This window comes from Stenotrophomonas maltophilia (assembly GCF_023518235.1).
GTDB lineage: Bacteria > Pseudomonadota > Gammaproteobacteria > Xanthomonadales > Xanthomonadaceae > Stenotrophomonas.
In genome coordinates this window covers 1,149,303-1,166,941 of record NZ_CP090423.1, presented here as the reverse complement: position 1 = coordinate 1,166,941, position 17,639 = coordinate 1,149,303, and the positions used below count along the sequence as shown (strand labels likewise).

General features: G+C 66.1%; 16 protein-coding genes. 12 read left to right on the top strand and 4 right to left on the bottom strand.

The window, feature by feature from the left end; genetic code table 11:
• Positions 1–126 precede the first annotated feature (126 nt).
• The gene (locus LZ605_RS05540; RefSeq protein WP_249844043.1) at positions 127–1,404 is read left to right on the top strand and encodes a replication-associated recombination protein A; all 1,278 of its coding nucleotides are present in this window, start codon (positions 127–129) and stop codon (positions 1,402–1,404) included.
• Positions 1,405–1,594: 190 nt separating this feature from the next.
• Positions 1,595–1,966: a DUF805 domain-containing protein gene (locus LZ605_RS05535; RefSeq protein ID WP_249844042.1), complete on the top strand. Its 372-nt coding sequence runs from the start codon at positions 1,595–1,597 to the stop codon at positions 1,964–1,966.
• 73 nt (positions 1,967–2,039) lie between these two features.
• Here the strand turns inward: LZ605_RS05535 and LZ605_RS05530 are convergent, their stop codons facing one another.
• Entirely contained in the window at positions 2,040–2,414 is a 375-nt protein-coding gene (locus tag LZ605_RS05530) for a hypothetical protein (protein WP_249844041.1), read from the bottom strand.
• Between the two features lie 282 nt (positions 2,415–2,696).
• On the opposite strand from LZ605_RS05530, the gene LZ605_RS05525 reads away from it, so the two are divergent.
• The 5 genes from LZ605_RS05525 to LZ605_RS05505 all read left to right on the top strand — a co-directional run bounded on the left by LZ605_RS05525 (position 2,697) and on the right by LZ605_RS05505 (position 8,120).
• Positions 2,697–3,725 (top strand): alpha/beta hydrolase, encoded by a 1,029-nt coding sequence (locus tag LZ605_RS05525; RefSeq protein ID WP_249844040.1) that lies wholly within the window; start codon positions 2,697–2,699, stop codon positions 3,723–3,725.
• Between the two features lie 122 nt (positions 3,726–3,847).
• On the top strand, positions 3,848–5,224 hold the full coding sequence (locus tag LZ605_RS05520) for a YncE family protein (RefSeq protein ID WP_249844039.1): 1,377 nt from the start codon (positions 3,848–3,850) through the stop codon (positions 5,222–5,224).
• Between the two features lie 51 nt (positions 5,225–5,275).
• The gene (locus LZ605_RS05515) at positions 5,276–6,322 is read left to right on the top strand and encodes a heme/hemin ABC transporter substrate-binding protein (RefSeq protein ID WP_249844038.1); all 1,047 of its coding nucleotides are present in this window, start codon (positions 5,276–5,278) and stop codon (positions 6,320–6,322) included.
• Positions 6,319–7,362, top strand: coding sequence for a FecCD family ABC transporter permease (locus LZ605_RS05510; RefSeq protein ID WP_249844037.1), 1,044 nt, complete (start codon positions 6,319–6,321; stop codon positions 7,360–7,362). Before LZ605_RS05515 ends, LZ605_RS05510 begins: the two co-directional genes overlap by 4 nt.
• Complete coding sequence (locus LZ605_RS05505) at positions 7,359–8,120, top strand: heme ABC transporter ATP-binding protein (RefSeq protein ID WP_249844036.1); 762 nt, start codon at positions 7,359–7,361, stop codon at positions 8,118–8,120. The genes LZ605_RS05510 and LZ605_RS05505 overlap by 4 nt, the downstream gene beginning before the upstream one ends.
• A gap of 115 nt (positions 8,121–8,235) precedes the next feature.
• Here LZ605_RS05505 and LZ605_RS05500 read toward each other — a convergent pair whose 3' ends face one another.
• Entirely contained in the window at positions 8,236–9,039 is an 804-nt protein-coding gene (locus LZ605_RS05500; protein ID WP_249844035.1) for a lysozyme inhibitor LprI family protein, read from the bottom strand.
• A 362-nt stretch (positions 9,040–9,401) separates the two neighbouring features.
• On the opposite strand from LZ605_RS05500, the gene LZ605_RS05495 reads away from it, so the two are divergent.
• The 4 genes from LZ605_RS05495 (at position 9,402) to LZ605_RS05480 (ending at position 13,933) form a co-directional block, all read left to right on the top strand.
• Entirely contained in the window at positions 9,402–10,151 is a 750-nt protein-coding gene (locus tag LZ605_RS05495; protein ID WP_249844034.1) for a hypothetical protein, read from the top strand.
• Positions 10,152–10,576: 425 nt separating this feature from the next.
• Positions 10,577–12,613: an elongation factor G gene (gene fusA / locus LZ605_RS05490; protein ID WP_249844033.1), complete on the top strand. Its 2,037-nt coding sequence runs from the start codon at positions 10,577–10,579 to the stop codon at positions 12,611–12,613.
• 181 nt (positions 12,614–12,794) lie between these two features.
• Complete coding sequence (locus LZ605_RS05485) at positions 12,795–13,067, top strand: hypothetical protein (RefSeq protein WP_005409616.1); 273 nt, start codon at positions 12,795–12,797, stop codon at positions 13,065–13,067.
• Between the two features lie 110 nt (positions 13,068–13,177).
• Positions 13,178–13,933, top strand: coding sequence for a SapC family protein (locus LZ605_RS05480; protein ID WP_249844032.1), 756 nt, complete (start codon positions 13,178–13,180; stop codon positions 13,931–13,933).
• Here LZ605_RS05480 and LZ605_RS05475 read toward each other — a convergent pair whose 3' ends face one another.
• Positions 13,934–16,270: an ATP-binding protein gene (locus tag LZ605_RS05475; RefSeq protein ID WP_306803855.1), complete on the bottom strand. Its 2,337-nt coding sequence runs from the start codon at positions 16,268–16,270 to the stop codon at positions 13,934–13,936.
• Entirely contained in the window at positions 16,267–16,896 is a 630-nt protein-coding gene (locus LZ605_RS05470) for a response regulator transcription factor (protein WP_249844994.1), read from the bottom strand. The genes LZ605_RS05475 and LZ605_RS05470 overlap by 4 nt, the downstream gene beginning before the upstream one ends.
• Positions 16,897–17,186: 290 nt before the next feature.
• On the opposite strand from LZ605_RS05470, the gene LZ605_RS05465 reads away from it, so the two are divergent.
• Positions 17,187–17,630 carry a hypothetical protein gene (locus tag LZ605_RS05465; RefSeq protein WP_249844031.1) on the top strand — a complete coding sequence of 148 codons (444 nt, stop codon included), beginning with the start codon at positions 17,187–17,189 and terminating at the stop codon, positions 17,628–17,630.
• Positions 17,631–17,639: the final 9 nt, after the last annotated feature.

Genomic DNA, 17,639 nt, shown 5'->3' with positions numbered 1-17,639 from the left:
GTGCCAACCTGGGTTGGCACGCTCTCGCGGTACAATGAGCGGGTGGCAAGACATCGTTCAACTTCCTTCCCCGGCCCCGATCTGCTGAGCGTTGATCGGGATCACCTGCGCCCGCTGGCCGAGCGCATGCGCCCGCGCACCCTCGATGAGATGGTCGGGCAGAAGCGCCAGCTGGCGCCGGACAGCGCGCTGCGTCGCGCGGTCGAATCCGGCCGCGTGCATTCGATGATCCTGTGGGGGCCGCCGGGCTGCGGCAAGACCACGCTCGCGCTGCTGCTGGCCGAGTATTCCGACGCCGAATTCCGTGCCATCTCCGCGGTGCTGTCCGGCCTGCCGGAAGTGCGCCAGGTGCTGGCCGAGGCCGCGCAGCGCTTCGCCGAAGGCCGCCGCACCGTGCTGTTCGTGGACGAGGTGCATCGCTTCAACAAGGCGCAGCAGGATGCGTTCCTGCCGCATATCGAGCGCGGCACCATCCTGTTCGTCGGTGCCACTACCGAGAACCCGTCGTTCGAACTGAACTCGGCGTTGCTGTCGCGCTGTCGCGTGCACGTGCTGGAAGCGGTCTCGCCGACCGATATCGTCGAAGCGCTGGAACGTGCGCTCGGTGACCGCGAACGCGGCCTGGGCGAAGATCGCATCGAGGTTGCTCCCGAGCTGTTGCTGGAAATCGCAACCGCCGCCGACGGTGATGTCCGGCGTGCGCTGACGCTGCTGGAGATCGCCGCCGAACTGGCGGGCGGGGAGGGCGGGCGTATTACCCCGCAGACCCTGACCCAGGTGCTGGCCGATCGCACCCGTCGCTTCGACAAGGGTGGCGAGCAGTTCTATGACCAGATCTCGGCGCTGCACAAGTCGGTGCGCAGTTCCAATCCCGATGCCGCGCTGTACTGGCTGACCCGCATGCTCGATGGCGGCTGCGATCCGTCCTATCTGGCGCGCCGGCTGACCCGCATGGCCATCGAGGATATCGGCCTGGCCGATCCGCGCGCGCAAAGCATGGCGCTGGAAGCGTGGGACATCTATGAGCGGCTGGGCAGCCCGGAGGGCGAGCTGGCGTTCGCGCAACTGGTGCTCTATCTGGCCAGCACCGCCAAGTCGAACGCTGGCTACGCGGCCTTCAACCAGGCCAAGGCCGACGTGCGCGAAAGCGGCACCGAAGAAGTGCCGCTGCACCTGCGCAACGCGCCGACCAAGCTGATGAAGGAACTCGGCTACGGTGCCGAGTACCAGTACGACCACGACGCCGAAGGCGGCATCGCGCTGGACCAGACCGGATTCCCGGATGCGATGGGCGAGCGGGTGTACTACAACCCGGTGCCGCGCGGGCTGGAGATCAAGCTGAAGGAAAAGCTGGACCGCCTGCGCGCCGAACGTGAAGCCGCGCGCGCCGCAAAGGGCCGTTGAGTCGACCTATGTAGAGTCGAGCCATGCTCGACTCCGCTCTTGCATGGGCTTGCAGGTACCTCTTGGAACAGCAGCCGAGCATGGCTGGGATCTACAGGTGTAATGGCAGCCGAGCATGGCTCGGCGCTACATTGTCCTGCGCGCGTTCATTTGGCACACTGCGCGGCTTCTCTTATCAAGGAACGATGCCGTGCAGGAATTGATTCTGCCGTTGAAGCGCTACGCCCAGTTCGAGGGTCGTGCCAACCGCCGCGAGTACTGGATGTTCCAGCTGTTCCTGCTGATCGTCTCCGCCGTGCTGATGGTGCCGCTGGTCACCGCGCTGGTGATGCAGTCCGACGTCCTGGGCATCGCGTCGATCATCCTGTTCGTCGTGTTCTGGCTGGCTACGCTGCTGCCGGTCATCGCCGTCACCGTGCGCCGCCTGCATGACTGCAACCAGTCGGGCTGGTTCTACCTGCTGGCGCTGGTGCCGGGCGGTGGAATCGTGATCCTGGTCTTTGCGCTGCTGCCGGGTACGCCGCAGGAGAATGTGTATGGTCCGGTGCCTGTGGGCCCCTGACATGGCGCAAGTCGAGCATGGCTCGACTCTACAGGTGCAGAGAAAAGAAGCCGGCATTTCGCCGGCTTCGTCGTTACTTCAGGCTGCAATCGCCGAAGGACAGATAGTCGGTGCCGGAGCTGAACTGCAGCGTGCAACTGGCGGTGAAGACGGCGCCTTCTTCCAGTGCGCCCAGCTTGGCCGCCTGCTGCTCATCATCGCTGGTCAGTCGGGCCAGGACATTGCCCTGGTCATCGCCGGCCTCGATGAGCGGTTCGCCCGCCATGTTGCTGGAAACGCCCAGCGCCACGGCGGTGAAGGTCACCGTCTGGTTGAGTTCTTCCATGCTCAGCGTCGAATTGCCGGCCTCTTCGAAGGCCTGGTAGAGCGTGGGCAGATCCTGCGCGGCGTGGGCGGCCAGCGGCGCAGACAGGCCGAGGGTAAGGGCGATCAGTGCGGTGTGCTTCAAGGGGGTCTCACAATCATGGGATCCAATCCCATGGCGGTCGTGGCGCGGATGAACGCGACCCGGACGACGGCGAAGAGCCTGCCGTCCATGGCCGCGCTGGAGGTGGGGCGGTCCAATGCCCCAGTGGGCGGAAAAATAGGGGAAGTGCCGCCTCCTGTGCAACCGGCTCGTCGCGCGCGTGATACACAGTGTGACGTATTATCGATGTGATAATCATTCGCGTTTGAGGTAGACTGCGGTCCCTTGTGAACCGGCGGCTTCGGGCTGCCTCCGCTGCCGCTGATGAAGCATTTCGTCCTGCCTTCGCGCCGGGGTCCGCTGGCCCGCGGCCTGGCCGCCTTGATGATGGGTCTGCTCCTGGCCACTCCCTATGCCCATGCGCAGCAGCGCAACCCGCTGCAGAAGATCGGCCACACCGTGCTCGACGAGCCCGCGTCCAGCTACCGGTTCGAGCAGTTCGTGGTGGACAGTCCGGACCAGCAGCGCCGCTGGCGTGTGAATGTGGCCATTCCGGCCACGGAGGGTAAGGCCCCGATGCCGGTTCTGTATGCGCTGGACGGCAACGCGGTGGCGATGGTGCTGGACCAGCCGATCCTGGCCGAGCTGGCCGCGCGCAAGGCACCACCGGTGCTGGTACTGATCGGCTACGACAACGACCTGCGCATCGATTCGAAGGCGCGTACCCGCGATTACACCGCATGGATCGACCGTGCCGACGATGAGAGTGGCACGACCCAGGCGGTCGGCGGTGGCGCCGCAGCCTTCCTGGATGTGATCGAACGCCGGATCAAGCCGGAAGTCGAGCGTCGTGCACGCATCGATGCGCAGCAGCAAGCGCTGTGGGGTCATTCGCTGGGCGGGTTGTTCGTGCTCAATGCGCTGTACACCCGTCCCGCCGCGTTCCAGTCCTATCTGGCCGCCAGCCCGTCGCTGTGGTGGAGTCAAGGCGCTGCGCTGGGCGATCCGGAGCAGCAGTTCGTGCAGAACGTGCATGGCCAGCCGGCGAAGCTGTGGCTGATGCTGGGCGGTGCCGAGCGCGTCGGCGATCGCGGCAAGCGTGACATGAACAATCCGCGCGTGGTCGCGCACCTGCGCCGTATTGGCGGTGCCACGCCCGATGCAGCCATGCAGCTGTCCCAACGCCTGGGCAAGGTGCCCGGGCTGAGCGTGCAGTACCGCGAGTTCGACGGCCTGGGCCATGGTCCGATGCTGCCCGCCTCGTTCCACGCTGCGCTGCACGAACTGTACGGCGTGACCGATCGCAGCGTCGGCGACGGCGCCCTCAATGGCAGTGACAACGCTGCCGAATGAATCCGTACGCACGCAGTGCCGTGCGACCCCACCACCCAGGCGAGGCTGCCGGCGTGCAGCGGCCCAGGCAACCGATGAATCCCGCGTCACGTGGCGCGGCCTACGTGTGCAAGGAGCCTTCCATGTCGTTCCGTCCGTCTCTCCGTCTCACCTCTCTCGCCGCCGGCCTGCTGCTGGCCGTCACCGCCACCGCGCAGCCGGTGTTCGACCAGCCGGCCAATGCCACCTTCAAGGGCGAGGTTGTCTCGCGTGGTGAGAACGTGGTTCCCGGCAGCACCGCCGACGTGATCGGTCGTGGCTTCGTGCCGGGCCAGAAGGTCAGCCTGCTGCGTGGCGACAGCGTGCTCAACGCGCAGCCGGTGGTGGTCGATGCCGATGGCAACTTCAAGACCCAGCTGAGTATTCCGGCCGATGCCGTGCCGGGCACCCACCCGGTCGTGGTACGTGCCAGCCAGCCGGCGGCGGCAACGGTGCTCAAGCTGCGCGTGTCGCCGCAGCTGCCGCTGTCCGGCCAGGCGCAGTTCGCCACCCAGTCCAACAAACTGGTGCCGGGCCTGTACCAGTCCGCCTACAGCGCCGCCAGCAATGCGGTGTTCGTGACCTCGGCCGTGGGCCGTCCGCCGGTCACCCAGTCGCAGCTGCTGAAGCTGGACCCGAAGACGCTGAAGGTGACCCAGGCGATCACCCCGGCGCAGGTGCCGGGCGGCAGCAACGGTGCGGTGTACGCGGTCTACGGCGTGGGCGTGGATGACATCAACGGCAATGTGTGGGTGACCAATACCCGCCAGAACTCGATCGCGGTCTACCGCCAGAAGGACCTGTCGCTGGTCCACCAGTTCCCGGTCGATGCCGTGCCGCATGCGCGCGACGTGGTGGTCGACGGCACCCACGGCAAGGTGTTCGCCTCGGCCACGGGCGAGGACCACCTGTCAGTGTTCGATGCCAAGACCTTCAAGGAGCTGCCGGCGGTGACGCTGGAATCCGGCGTGGATGACGGCAAGTTCACCCCGATGAGCCTGGTGCTGGACGAGAAGGGCGGCAAGCTGTTCACCGTCAGCATCGGCACCCCGGAAGCAGCGGTGATCGACGTGGCCAGCGGCAAGGTCGAGAAGGTCATCGATCTGGGCAATTCGATCAGCGCGTCAGGCGTGGCCTTCGACGCGGCGCGCAACCGCCTGTACGTGGCCTCGCAGGGCACCGACAACCTGCTGATCGTCGATGTGGCCGCCGGCAAGGTGCTGCACGACGTGCCGGTTGGCGCTGGTGCGCTGAACGTCGCTTTCGATGATGCCTCTGGCCTGGCCTATGTCAGCAACCGCGGCGCCGGCACCATCACCGTGGTGAACGGCGACGGCAAGGTGGTCGCCAACCTCGATGGCGGCACGCTGCCGAACCATGTCCGCGCCGATGGCAAGGGCAATGTGTTCGCGGTGAACAAGTCGCGCGGCGCCGAAGACCCGAAGGGTGACCGCATCACCCGCATCACCCCGAAGCAGTAAGTCACCCGGCGGGGCGGCGTGCGCGTCGCCCTGCCAGCAAGGAGAACGTCCATGAACATCGCGTCCCGTCTGCGCCTGTGTGCGCTTCCGCTGGCTGTTTCGCTGGCGCTGGCCGCCTGTGGCGGCTCGTCGGCCCCCTCCAATGCCAGCAAGTCCGCTGAGTCGCCCGCAGCGACGTCGGCTGCGGAAACCGCGTTGCCGGCAGGCTGGCAGCGTGTAGCCGGTGCCGAGATGCCGGCGGTGCACGACCAGAAGGCCGTGCTGCCGGCCAAGGTGCATTCCGACGATGGCGCCGACGTTGAAGTGGCCGATACCAGCCGCATCATTGCTGGTGGCGACGATGTCATCGCGGTGATCGAGGCGCTGGACCTGGGCAGGCAGGTGTTTGCCGCACCCACCAATACCACCACCCGGGCGGGCCTTGCGGCACCACACCAGTTCCTGTTCAACCGCACCACCGGCGTGGAAGGCGTGCTGAGCCTGAAGGGCTCGCTGTTCCTGGGCAACAGCCTGCGTCGGCATACCGAACTGGCAAAGAAGCTGCGCGAAGTTGGCGAGCCGGCGGTGGTCATCGATGACCTGCAGCCGGCGCCGGAGAAGGTGCGCAAGGTCGCCGCCGCGCTCGGGGTGGCCGAGGCCGGGCAGGCGCTGGCCACCCAGGTGCAGCGCCAACTGGACGAGGCTGCAGCGATTGGCAAGGGCCTGGGCCATGCACCACGCGTGATCCACGTCTCGGCAACAGGTGCCGGTGGCTCACCGACCGTGGCTGGCGCCGACAGCGCGTCGGCGCAGCTGATCGCATTGGCCGGTGGCGTCAACATCGGCACCGAGGCGGGAGTGAAGAACTACTCGCAGCTGAGCAATGAAGGCGTGGTTGCTGCCGCACCGGACGTGATCCTGGTGACCGAGCATGACCTGCAGCTGTTCGGCGGTGCAGAAGGCCTGTGGAAGTCCTACCCGACACTGAAGCAGACCCCGGCCGGCCAGGCCAACCGGGTCTGGGTGATGCCGGATGTGCAGCTGAAGTACACCAGCGTCGGCTCCGGTGCCGGCGCCTTGGCCTTGGCCAAGGCCTTCGCGGCGATGCCGAAGGCATGAGTCCAGCGGATCGGCGCCGCCGTCGCGGGCGGACGATGGTGATGGTGGCGTTGCTGGCACTGCTGGGGGCAGTGCTGGCGTCGTTTGCCGTGGGTCCGCTGCGGCTGCCGCCGCTGGAGGTGGTGCAGGCGCTGGCGGTGAAGCTGGGGCTGCTGGATCCGCAGGCCGTCAGCAGCCGCGACCTGGCCGTGGTCTGGCAACTGCGTATTCCGCGCGCCTTGCTGGGTGCGATGGTGGGTGCCTCACTGGCGATGGCCGGTGCCAGCCTGCAGGGCTTGTTCGGCAACCCGCTGGCGGACCCGGGTATCGTCGGTGTCAGCCAGGGCGCCGCGCTGGGCGCGGTGGCCGCCATCGTGCTGGGTGCGGCCGGTGCCGCCGGTTGGCTGGTGCCGGTGGCCGCGTTCGCCGGCGGTGCGCTGGCGATCGGCCTGACCTATGCCCTGGCCCGTCCAGGCAAGGGCACCGGTAATGCCACGCTGTTGCTGGTCGGTATTGCGATGGCGGCGTTCTGCTCGGCGTTGATCGGCTTCCTGACTTACATCGCCAGTGAGAGCGAGTTGCAGTCGCTGGTGTTCTGGCAGATGGGTTCGCTGGCGCGCGCCAACTGGGCTGATGTGGCTGCAGTGGTGCCATTGTTTGCGATCGGCGTGCTCGCGTTGCAGCGGTTGGCTACGCCGCTGGACATGCTGGCACTGGGTGAGCGCCAGGCGCAGCACCTCGGGCTGGACGTTACCTGCACGCGGCGCCGCCTGGTCGCGTTCAGTGCATTGCTGGTCGGTGCGGCGGTGGCGTTCGCCGGTTCGATCAGTTTCGTCGGCCTGGTGGTGCCGCACGTGGCGCGCCTGCTGGTCGGCCCCGGTCATCGCTGGCTGCTGCCGTTGTCCGGCCTGCTTGGCGCGTTGTTGATCGTGGTGGCCGATACCGCAGCGCGTACGCTGGATCCGCCTGCTGAGATTCCGCTCGGCCTGTTTTCCGCCGCGCTGGGCGCGCCGTTCTTCCTCTGGCTGGTGCTGCAGCAGCGCCGCAAGGCGGCGCCATGAGCGTGCTGTTGAAGCTGCACGAGGTGGTGGTGCGCCGCCAGCAGCGCGAGATCCTGCATGGCATCTCGCTTTCGTTCGAGCCGGGCACGGTGACCGCGCTGGTCGGCCCAAATGGCGCAGGCAAGTCCACGCTGCTGGCGGTGGCCGCCGGAGACCTGCGCGCCGATGTGGGCGAGGTGAGCCTGCTGGGCAAGCCGTTGGCCAGTTACAAGGCCGGGCCGCTGGCGCGGGAGCGCGCGGTGATGCCGCAGGAGCACGGCGTGCGCTTTGCTTTCAGCGTGGAAGAAGTGGTGGCGATGGGCCGGTTGCCGCATCCGCCGGACCCGGTGGCCGATGATGCCCAGGTGGAGGCGGCGATCGACGCTGCCGAGCTGCAGGCGCTGCGCCTGCGCGAAGTACAGCAACTCTCCGGTGGCGAATCCGCCCGCACCACGTTCGCACGCGTGCTGGCGCAGGACACGCCGTTGCTGCTGCTGGACGAACCGACCGCCGCGCTGGATCTTCGCCACCAGGAGCGCACGCTGCGCAGTGTGCGCGAGTGTGCTGAGGCCGGTGCCTGTGTGATCGTGGTGCTGCACGATCTGAACCTGGCTGCCGGTTACGCGGACCGCATCGTGTTGCTGGAGCAGGGCAGGGTGGCAGCCGATGGCACGCCGTTGCAGGTGCTGACCGAAGACAATCTGCAGCGCGTCTACCAGCAGAATGTGGTGGTGCTGGAGCATCCACGGCGCGGGGTGCCGCTGGTGGTGGTGGCCTGATGAAGTGAAGCCTCGTGCCGCACCGCGACGTGCCATTGGAAGTTCATTCTTCTCAATGAAATGATCTCAAGGCGCCACTCTGTTTTCAGTGGCCGCTCTTCAGTGTGATCGGCGACTAGTCATGAAGAATCGATAGTCGCGCCGCTGTCATTTCGCCATGACAACTGAGAGCGTCAATTCTATCGGCGATTGATAGAGCGCCGTAGCGTTCTCCCTCGATATCGCCACACAGCCTGGTTTTTTCGCTGATCCATTCGCGCTGCGACCTCCGCATGCGCAGGCGTTGATGTGGCGCCAGCGCCTTCCAGGCGGAGTTGAGGTCCTGATCTGCCAAGTAGAAATCAGCCGACACTACGGCCAGGCGGCGCGCAAGGATGGCGTCGCTATCTGCTACTGCCATCGTGATGCTTGACAGCAGAATCTGCGGAATCTGCTGGTCACTCAAGTCGACAATGGTCGGTTTTCCCTGTTCGAATTCAACGCCAAAACTGAAGTTATCCAGGGAAACTCCCCTGTTGGTGAGTTGCGCGTAACGGCGTGTCGCGGCGTCCCTGGAGCTTTGATCCTTGCTTATCGCATTCATGGCCTGAGGCGGAATTGTGAATTCGAACGTAGCCGTGCATTCTATGAGCGCGAAGGCGCTTTCTGACGCCCTCGTCTGGATGGTGTTGAGCTCGATTGGAATCGAATCAACCAGCGCCTCCAGCGTGCTGGTTGATTTTCGAGGCGTTGAAAGCTGAGACAGCCCTTCCACCAGCATCCGCTCCTTGGCTTGGTGTCTTGTCTTCTCTACCGCCTTCTGGATTACGTCCTGCTGGTTGCAGTGGAAGTTGTTCGGGTTTTCCCGCACGAATTCCGGGCCGGTGGTGAAGATGCGAATGAGATTGGTCGATGTCAGTATCAGTGCTGGAATATTCAAGCTCAGGGTGTCTGCTTTTGTGGCCGGTCTTCGGGGGAGGCCCGTGTTCCGGTGGCTGATGCAACACAGGTGGTTTGTCGATGGCGCGGGAGATCATTGAGTGCGGGCATGTCCCCGTGCAAGCGACTGTGGCTTTCTGCGTGGACCAGGCTGTGCCGGATGCACGAGAAAAAAGCGGTGTTGGCCGGATCTGCTCGCTACTGCGACTTCGACGTGAACGGGCGGCAGGCGAGCTTGGCGACGGGGCATTTGCGACATCCGCGCAAGGCTGGGTGCCGGCGCTGAGGGAGGTGGATTGAGAGCCTCATCGTGCTTCGTTCGGCATATCATGGTGCATCTGAATTTCTCAATGGACTGATGCAATGATCTGTAGTCTTTCGCGTGGCGTGCTGCTGGTCGCCATGGCCACCTCCGCAGGAGCCACCAGTGCGGCATCGACTTCTTCGGTGTCACTGGTGACCGCGTCCGAGCAGGCGTCGCTGATCGAGACCCGGCATTCCGGCGGCGAAGGTGCCGCTGTCACCACGTTGAAGACGCAGTACTTCGCCAACGAGGAAATGTCGGTCGGCTGGGACGACCAGCAGGTGCTGGTGCTGTGCAGGGAGGCGGCGTACCTGAAAATCCCTGCTGCCAAGCTCAAGTCCGGGCCGTTGAGCGCCGAACAGCGACAGATGATCGTCTATCAGGCATTGATGGCCGGCATGGGGGCTGTCGCGGGCGTGATCGGGCCAGCGGGCGAGGTGGTGGCCGTGGCTGATGACGGCAGCGAGACCCGCAGCGTTGGCGAGAACAGTTGGGCGTACGGTGTCGAGCGCCATGAGGTGATCACCCAGCGCCTGCCGGATGGTGCGCTTCGGGTCCGCACCCGCAAGACCGAAACCGTGAATACCACGCCGAAGGCGGGTGCGGACGACATGTTCAGCACCGAGGACGACCAGGCGGCGCGGCTTTCGGAGCTGGCGCCTGTGGGTAGCTGGACCGAAGTGGTGGTCCATGGCGGCACGCGTGAGGCGCACGTGGATCCGGCAATGTCGCTGAAGGGCTGGGTCTCGATGGGGGACGACCAGGCTGCGACGGTGGCCGAGGCGCGGAAGCTGCACGGCTGCAAGTAGGCGGTGGTGGGGTCAGGACCCTTTGCCGTTGGCAAGGGGATCCGACCCTGACGCCGGTCGGCCTCATCGTTCCACTGGTGTGCGCAATATTCACTTGCGCGCCAGATTGGCAGGTCTAGAATGCGCCCCATGAACCGGATGCCGCTCCTGAAGTTTTTCACCCTGACCCGCGCAAGCGCGGAACGGGCGTGTCTGCCTGGAGCCCCACGAGGCCGCTGAAGCGGCCATCGCTGGACCATCCACAGAGCGCCCTTCGGGGCGCTCTTTTCGTTTCTGCTTTTTCGTGAGTCGACCAACAGTCGACTCTACCCAGTACCCAAGGAGAACGTGCCATGCACCAGATCGCCGAGACCGAACGCTAGCCGCGCGCCCTGTCGCCAACCGGGGTGCGCGGCCCCTGGAGTTGGCTTAGCAGGAACCTCTTTATGAACACCCAAGTCCTTTCCCGCCGTCGCAACCTCGGCATCATTGCCCACATCGACGCCGGCAAGACCACGCTGACCGAACGCCTGCTGTGGAAAAGCGGCGAGATCCACCGCGTCGGTGAAGTGCACGACGGCAACGCGACCACCGACTTCTCGGCGATCGAGCGTGAGCGTGGCATCACCATCGGCGCGGCCGCCGTGCAGGCACAGTGGGCGCCGCGCGACCTGCCGCCGCATCGGTTGACCCTGATCGATACCCCCGGCCACATCGACTTCGCCATTGAAGTCGAGCGTTCGCTGCGCGTGCTCGATGGTGCCGTGGCCGTGTTCTCGGCAGTGGACGGTGTGCAGCCGCAGTCGGAGACGGTGTGGCGCCAGGCGCGCCGCCATCGGGTGCCGCTGATCGCCTTCGTCAACAAGATGGATCGCGTCGGCGCCTCGTTCGAGCGCGTGCTGGAGCAGTTGCAGGACAAGCTGCGGGCACGGCCGTGGGCGCTGGGCGTACCGCTGGGCAGCGAAGGCGCCTTCAACGGCTGGGTCGATCTGGTCGATGAGCGCGTGCTGCAGTGGCAGGACGGTGCTGCGGCCACGATCACTGCTTGGGACGACACGCTGCGCGCAACATGGCAGCCGCGACGCGATGCGCTGGTCGAGGCCGTAGCCGACCACGATGAACGGCTCGCCGATGCCTGGCTGGAAGGGCGCGTGGTCGATGCCGAACAGCTGCGCGCGGCGATCCGCCGGGCGACGTTGGCCGGTGCCGGCGTGCCGGTGCTGGCCGGTGCGGCGTTCAAGGACAAGGGCATCGAAACGCTGCTGGACGCGGTGGTCGATTACCTGCCGTCGCCGCTGGATCGGCCTGCGGTCACCGCCGAGTCAGACCACGGTGACGTGTCGCTGCCGCCGGACCCGGACGGTCCGTTGGCCGGCCTGCTGTTCAAGATCACCCACCAGCAGCACGGCGCCCTCAGCTTCGTGCGGCTGTATTCGGGCACCTTGAAGGCCGGTGATGCGCTGGCCAGTTCGCAGCATCCGCAAGGGCGGCGTGTCAGCCGCCTGGTGCGGGTGCAGGCCGACCAGACCCACGACATCGAGCAGGCCGTGGCCGGTGACATCGTCGCGGTGCTGGGCTGGAAGGATGCGATCAGCGGTGAAACGCTGAGCGGCCGCGCACAGCCGCTGCGCCTGGAGAACATCCAGGCACAGGCGCCGGTGCTGGCCTGGCGGCTGGAGCCGGCGCGTGCGGCCGACCTGATCCGGATGGCGCAAGGCCTGGCCAGCCTGGCCCAGGAAGATCCCTCGTTCCGCGTCGAAACCGATCGCGACACGGCGGAGACCCTGGTCTGGGGCATGGGCGAGCTGCACCTGGAGGTGATGGTCGAGCGCCTGCGCAGCGAATGGAAGGTGGATGTTGGCGTGGGTGCGCCGCGCGTGGCCTATCAGGAGACACCGATGCGCGCTATGTCCGGCGTAGTCGGGCGGCTGGTCAAGCAGACCGGCGGCCAGGGCCAGTTCGCACACGTGGTGCTGGATGTCTCACCGCGCGACGACGACCAGGTGGTGTTCAACGACCGCATCGTCGGTGGCGTGGTGCCGCGCAGCTTCATCGCAGCAGTGGAGAAGGGCGTGCGTGCCGCGCTGTCGGAAGGTCCGCAGGGTCATCCGGTGGTCGGTATCGAGGTCAGTCTTGTCGATGGCCAGACCCATGCCAAGGACTCTTCGGAGATGGCGTTCCATCGCGCCGCTGCCGAGGCGATCAAGGCGGCGCTGGCCGAGGGTGGCACGCAGCTGCTGGAGCCGGTGATGGCGGTGACGGTGCATTCGCCGTCGGCGTCGGTGGGGGATGTGGTGGGCGACCTCAATCGCCGCCACGGCCGCGTTGCCCGCATCGATGACCAGGAAGGTCGCGCCGAAGTCAGTGGTTTCGCACCGCTGGCGCAGATGGTGGGCTACACCACATCGCTGCGCTCGCTCAGTCAGGGCCGGGCCAGCAGCGAGGCACACCTGCACGGGTACGAGCCGGTGCGCGCCGCATGAAGAAGATGAGGGGAGCCCGTTCGCGGGCTCCCTTTTTTTGTGCTGGCATGGGTGTATTCGATGCGGTGCGCGAAATTTTTTGCACTGCACCGCAACAAAACCGCAGAAAAAGCTGGATTAAAGTGATGCCTCACGATAAATTGCGCACCCCCCGTTGCTCGCCGCCGCCCGCACCCCGCCCATGCGTGATGACAAAGACCCCGGAACCCTTGAGCTGACCCTGCCGCGCAAGCGCGGTCGTCCGCCCAAGTTCGGGTACGCGATGAGCGACGCGCAGCGGGCCGCGCGCTACCGTGCGCGCAGGGCCGGGCAGGCCAATCACGCCGACGTGCGCTCGTGCAGCGACATGGTGCTGCTGGACAAGATCCGTGCCGCCGTCAGTGCCCGCGATACCGAGCTGGCCGGTTTCCTGGTCCATGTGCTGTGGCAGCGCTATCCCCTGCAGCTGAAATAGTGCGCCGATGGGGTGGCTGTTGTCATCGTGCTTGTTGATAATGCGGGATTCAGGTTGTTCCCGCTGGCGTGCCCGGGATGGCAGGCGCGCATGATCGAACGGTTCCCAAGATGACCACCACCAGCGACACCACCACCGAAGCTGCGCCGAGCGGCGCACCCCTGTTCTATTCCCGTCCGGTGCCGCTGCAGGCCGATCTCCACGCCGACCTGCGCATCCTGCCGGGCCGCCTCGAGTTCGCCGCCGGCAACAACGCCATTCCGCTGGTGCTGGGCGAGTTCGCGCTGGCCCTGCATCACTTCCCGATCCTGTTTGCCGGCCCGGGCGCGGTGCCGATGGCCGCCGTGGGCGTGTCCGACCAGAACCTGTTCATCAAGGACGGCCTGTGGGAAGACGAGACCTACATCCCGGCCTACCTGCGCCGCCATCCCTTCATCTTCATCGACACCGGCGCGGACAATGACTTCCTGCTGGGCATCGACGAAGACAGCCCGCGCGTTGTCAAGGGCGGCGAGGAAGGGCAGCCGCTGTTCACCGACGGCAAGGCCACCGAAATGGTGCAGCAGGCGCTGGAATTCTGCGGCCAGTTCACCCGTGAACACGAGCAGACCCTGGCCTTCTCCAAAGCCCTGGTCGACAACGGCCTGCTGGTCGAGCGCAACGCCACCGTGCGTACCCCCGATGGCCGTGAGTTCAACCTCAATGGCTTCCTGGTGGTGGACGTCGAGAAGTTCGTCGCGCTGCCGGAAGCGACCGTGGTCGAGTGGCACCGCAGCGGCTGGATGGCGCTGATTCACCAGCACCTGATGTCGCTGGGTCGCTTCAACGACCTGACCCGCCGCCAGGTCGAGCGCCTGGCCGCCTGATCAGGGCGATGGCAGGGCATCCGCCGTGCGGGCGCCGTGCCAATCCCGCAGGCGTTCAAGCAGCTGCCGCGCCGCGCTCCAGTCCGGCGTGGCACGCTGCCCCAGATCCCAGAGTGCGGCCGCCAGTGCGGCCTGCTCGTGGGCGCCGAGCATCTGCAAGGTCCCCTGCAGTCGATGTGCATGGTGGCGCAGTGCGGGCGCGTTGTGATCGCGCAGGCAGCCTTCAATGCTCCCTAGTTCGTTGCCCATGTCGCTCAGATAGGCAGCCAGCAGGCTGTCGGTTGCGGCGGTTGCTTCGTCGGGTGCGACTCCCTGCGGTGCGTGCAGTTCCAGCGCCTGCAGCAGCTGCGCCGGCCGCAGCGGTTTGGTCAGCACGGCATCGAAACCTGATGCCCTGCAGCGTTCAAGATGCCTGCGTCCGGTGCGCGCGGACAGGGCGATCAGTCGCAACGGCGTGTCCGACTGTCGTCGCAGCTCTCCTGCCAGCGCATGGCCATCCATGCCGCGAAGCCCGATATCAAGCAGCATCACGCTGCGAGGGTGGCGCGCCTGTTCGGCCAGCGCTTCGGTGGCTTCAGCCACCGCGCACACCTCGGCGCCCAACTGTCGCAGCTGTTCGGCAACCACGCGCCGGTTCAGTGGGTGATCCTCCGCCAGCAACAGCGCCAGCCCCGCCAGCGGGGCTGCCGCAGTGCGAGCTGGTGCCGGATCCGTGGTTGCCCTGGTGGCGCGCACCGGCAGGCGCAGGATGAATCGGCTGCCTTTGCCGAGCACGCTGTGCACGGTCAGTTCGCCTCCCATCGCGCGGGCCAGCTCGCGGCAGATGGCCAGCCCCAGCCCGCTGCCGCCGCGACGCTTGCCGCCGGCACCCTGGTGGAAGGGGCGGAACAGGGTTTTCAACGTGTCAGGCGCGATGCCGATCCCGCTGTCGATGACCTCCAGCAGCAGTTCGCGCGGCCGCGCGGGCGGCACCAGATCCAGGCGTAGCTCGATGCTGCCGGCATCACTGAACTTCACGGCATTGATCAGCAGGTTGCTGGCGATCTGGCGCAGGGCATCCGGGTCGATCATTACGCTGGGCGAGGGCGCCGCAGGCGCCGCAAACTGCAGCCGCAGCCCCTTGCGGCGAGCGTGAGGGTCAATGGCATACAGCACTTGCTGGCACAGGCCCAGCACATCGCAAGGCCGAGGCTGTGGAGTGAACGTGCCGGCGGCCACTCGCGAGAAGTCCAGCGCCCGATTCAGCAAAGCGCGAAGCGAGTGGCCGGCGGCCTTGGCAACGCCAACCAGCTCGCCTTGCCCGCGGCGTAGCGGCGACTGTGCCAGCAACTCGATCGCGGCGAGCATGGCCTGGGCTGCATTGCGCATTTCGTGGCTGATCATGCCCGCCGCACGTGCGCCCAGCCGATCGCTGCCTGGGCGCAGGCGATGGCGCAGGCGCCACAACAAGGGCAGGGCGGCCAGCAGGGGGATCAGCGCCACCCAGGCAAGCGCAGGCGGTTGCCGCGCCCAGCGCAGCGCCTCGCCGAGGGAGGCTGGCAACGCCTGCTCGGCCCATAGATGCAGCAGGCCGGCGTGCTCGTCCAGCGTGATGTCACGCACGGCCTTGTCGATCCGTCGCAGCAGGGCTTCGTTCTGGCGACGCACCAGCAGATGCAGGTCGGAGGAGAAGTCACTTTCAAGTGGTTGCAGTTGCAGGCTGCCATTGAAGTGACGACGGACCATCGGTCGCAGGGTGCTTTCCAGGCCGATGGCTACGTCGGCGAGGCCCGCTGCAACGGCGGCAAGCGTGGCGTGCCGATCCGGAAAATGCCGCAGCTGAATCTGCGGATGATGTGCGGCCAGCCAGCCCGCAAAGGGCCCGCCCCGGACCACCGCGATCGTCCACCCGTGCAGTTCGTGCACGTCGCGTGGCAGTCGCGTGCCCGAACGTGCGGCCAGCAGCGTGGCCCCGCCGGGATATGCGCCGGACGCGATCAGGTCAGGGCAGGGGGGTGCACGGTGCCTGGCGCCGCCGAACACCATCACCAGTTCAGCCTCATTCCGGCAGACGGCGTGGATTGAAGCCTCGATGCTGGGGTAGGGGATCTCTTCAAACACCAGGCGGGTATGCCGGGACACGATCTCCGCATAGCCATGGGCAAGGGTTGCCGGAGACGCGTTGTCAGTCAGTGCGGCCGGCATCGGGCGCAGGGACGGCGGCATGGCCACCCGGACATGGCCGTTCGGAGGCCAGTGTTGCAGCGTGGCATCCTCGGCCGCCGCGCCGGGCAATAGAAGCAGCGTCAGCAGCAGTGCAATCAACGCAGGCTGGCGGAGTGCGCTGCCGCGTCTCACCGCAGCTCCAGCATTCGTTCACGCATGGCGTAGACTTCAATGTCGCTGCGCAGTCCAAGCTTGCGTAACGCGGCGATCTTCTGCGTACTGACGGTCTTGATGCTGCGATGGCGACGCAGGGCGATCTCGGACAGGGTGAATCCCTCCAACAGCAGGTCCAGGACCTCGCGCTCGTTGCGGGTGAGCTCGTGGCGCCCGATGGCCAGGGTGAAATCCGGCGGCGCGCGGGTCAAGCCCTGCGCAACACGCAGGATCGCGTCGGAGAGAGCGTGGAGTGGCTCGGCCTTGCTGACAAAGCCACTCAGTCCCGTGCCGATCAGGTGATTGAGATTGGTGGTGGGTAGGTGCGTTGCGAATGCCAGCAGCGGCATGCGAGGAAACTGCTCGCGCAGCAGCGCCACCAGCTCGGCGCCGTCGCGGTCGCCCGGGGCCAGGGTCAGGTCGATGATGGCTACATCCACCCGGGCGTACCGCAGGCTGTTGATGAGATCGTCGCTGTGGGTATGGCTGGCGACGATGGTGAAGCGGCGGTCGCCGGCAAGATGGAGGGCGGTGCCGCGACGGACGATTTCGTGGTCATCCAGAAGCGCCAGTTGCAGGGGGCGCGGTGCAGGAAATCCATTCATGCGCAGGAGGTGATCGGCGCCCGCAGGCGTGGTGACCATTCTGGCGCTGCTGTCGCGTCGAACATCGAAATTGTTGGATTTTTGCGATTATTCCTAGAGATCGATGGGCTGCATCCATCGATGTCCTGTGAATCATTGACGTGATGGATTGGTGCGTGGTGCAAACTCCTCCGATTGGCCGGGGGGTATCTGGCACGCCTGCTTCTGTCAGATGCCGCCCGGTTACGGTTACTATCCGAAGCCATCACAGAGAAAAAGGACGTGTCATGGGGATGACAAGGGAAGTTCGGATGGCAGCCATGCTGTGTCTCGGTTTAGTGCTTGTGGGGTGTGGCCGATCACCCGCTGACCCAGTGCCGCCAGCAGCAAGCGCGGCAACCGCTGAGGAGTTTTCGTTCGTGGAGGTTGTCGCACGCCCGGTTGGCCAGTCGTCAGGCAACTCCATGCGGCCGGCGCATCCTGGCGATGCCATTGAGCTGTCGCTCAAGAGTCAGGGTTCGACGCGAGGTGCGGATCTATCCGTAAAGATGATTGCACTGGCCGATGGCAGCACTGCGGGCGTCCGGAAGCTTCGGCTGAATGCGGGTAATGCTGCCGCGCCGAAACTGGTGTTTGAGCCAGGCGAGCCCTGGCGGGTCGGGCGGTATTTGTTTGAAGTCAGCCTCAACGGGAAGTTGGCGGGAAGCCAGGAGCTTGAGATATTCCCAGTCGAACCGGCCGCTCCCGAGCAGTGACTTCAGAAG

What these genes read in the sequence shown, in the direction of transcription:
- LZ605_RS05540 (WP_249844043.1), top strand. Translation starts at nt 127, where the DNA reads ATGCGCCCGCGCACCCTCGATGAGATGGTCGGGCAGAAGCGCCAGCTG.
- LZ605_RS05525 (WP_249844040.1), top strand. Translation starts at nt 2,697, where the DNA reads ATGAAGCATTTCGTCCTGCCTTCGCGCCGGGGTCCGCTGGCCCGCGGC.
- LZ605_RS05520 (WP_249844039.1), top strand. Translation starts at nt 3,848, where the DNA reads ATGTCGTTCCGTCCGTCTCTCCGTCTCACCTCTCTCGCCGCCGGCCTG.
- LZ605_RS05515 (WP_249844038.1), top strand. Translation starts at nt 5,276, where the DNA reads ATGAACATCGCGTCCCGTCTGCGCCTGTGTGCGCTTCCGCTGGCTGTT.
- LZ605_RS05510 (WP_249844037.1), top strand. Translation starts at nt 6,319, where the DNA reads ATGAGTCCAGCGGATCGGCGCCGCCGTCGCGGGCGGACGATGGTGATG.
- LZ605_RS05505 (WP_249844036.1), top strand. Translation starts at nt 7,359, where the DNA reads ATGAGCGTGCTGTTGAAGCTGCACGAGGTGGTGGTGCGCCGCCAGCAG.
- LZ605_RS05495 (WP_249844034.1), top strand. Translation starts at nt 9,402, where the DNA reads ATGATCTGTAGTCTTTCGCGTGGCGTGCTGCTGGTCGCCATGGCCACC.
- fusA (WP_249844033.1), top strand. Translation starts at nt 10,577, where the DNA reads ATGAACACCCAAGTCCTTTCCCGCCGTCGCAACCTCGGCATCATTGCC.
- LZ605_RS05485 (WP_005409616.1), top strand. Translation starts at nt 12,795, where the DNA reads ATGCGTGATGACAAAGACCCCGGAACCCTTGAGCTGACCCTGCCGCGC.
- LZ605_RS05480 (WP_249844032.1), top strand. Translation starts at nt 13,178, where the DNA reads ATGACCACCACCAGCGACACCACCACCGAAGCTGCGCCGAGCGGCGCA.
- LZ605_RS05470 (WP_249844994.1), bottom strand. Translation starts at nt 16,896, where the DNA reads ATGAATGGATTTCCTGCACCGCGCCCCCTGCAACTGGCGCTTCTGGAT.
- LZ605_RS05465 (WP_249844031.1), top strand. Translation starts at nt 17,187, where the DNA reads ATGGCAGCCATGCTGTGTCTCGGTTTAGTGCTTGTGGGGTGTGGCCGA.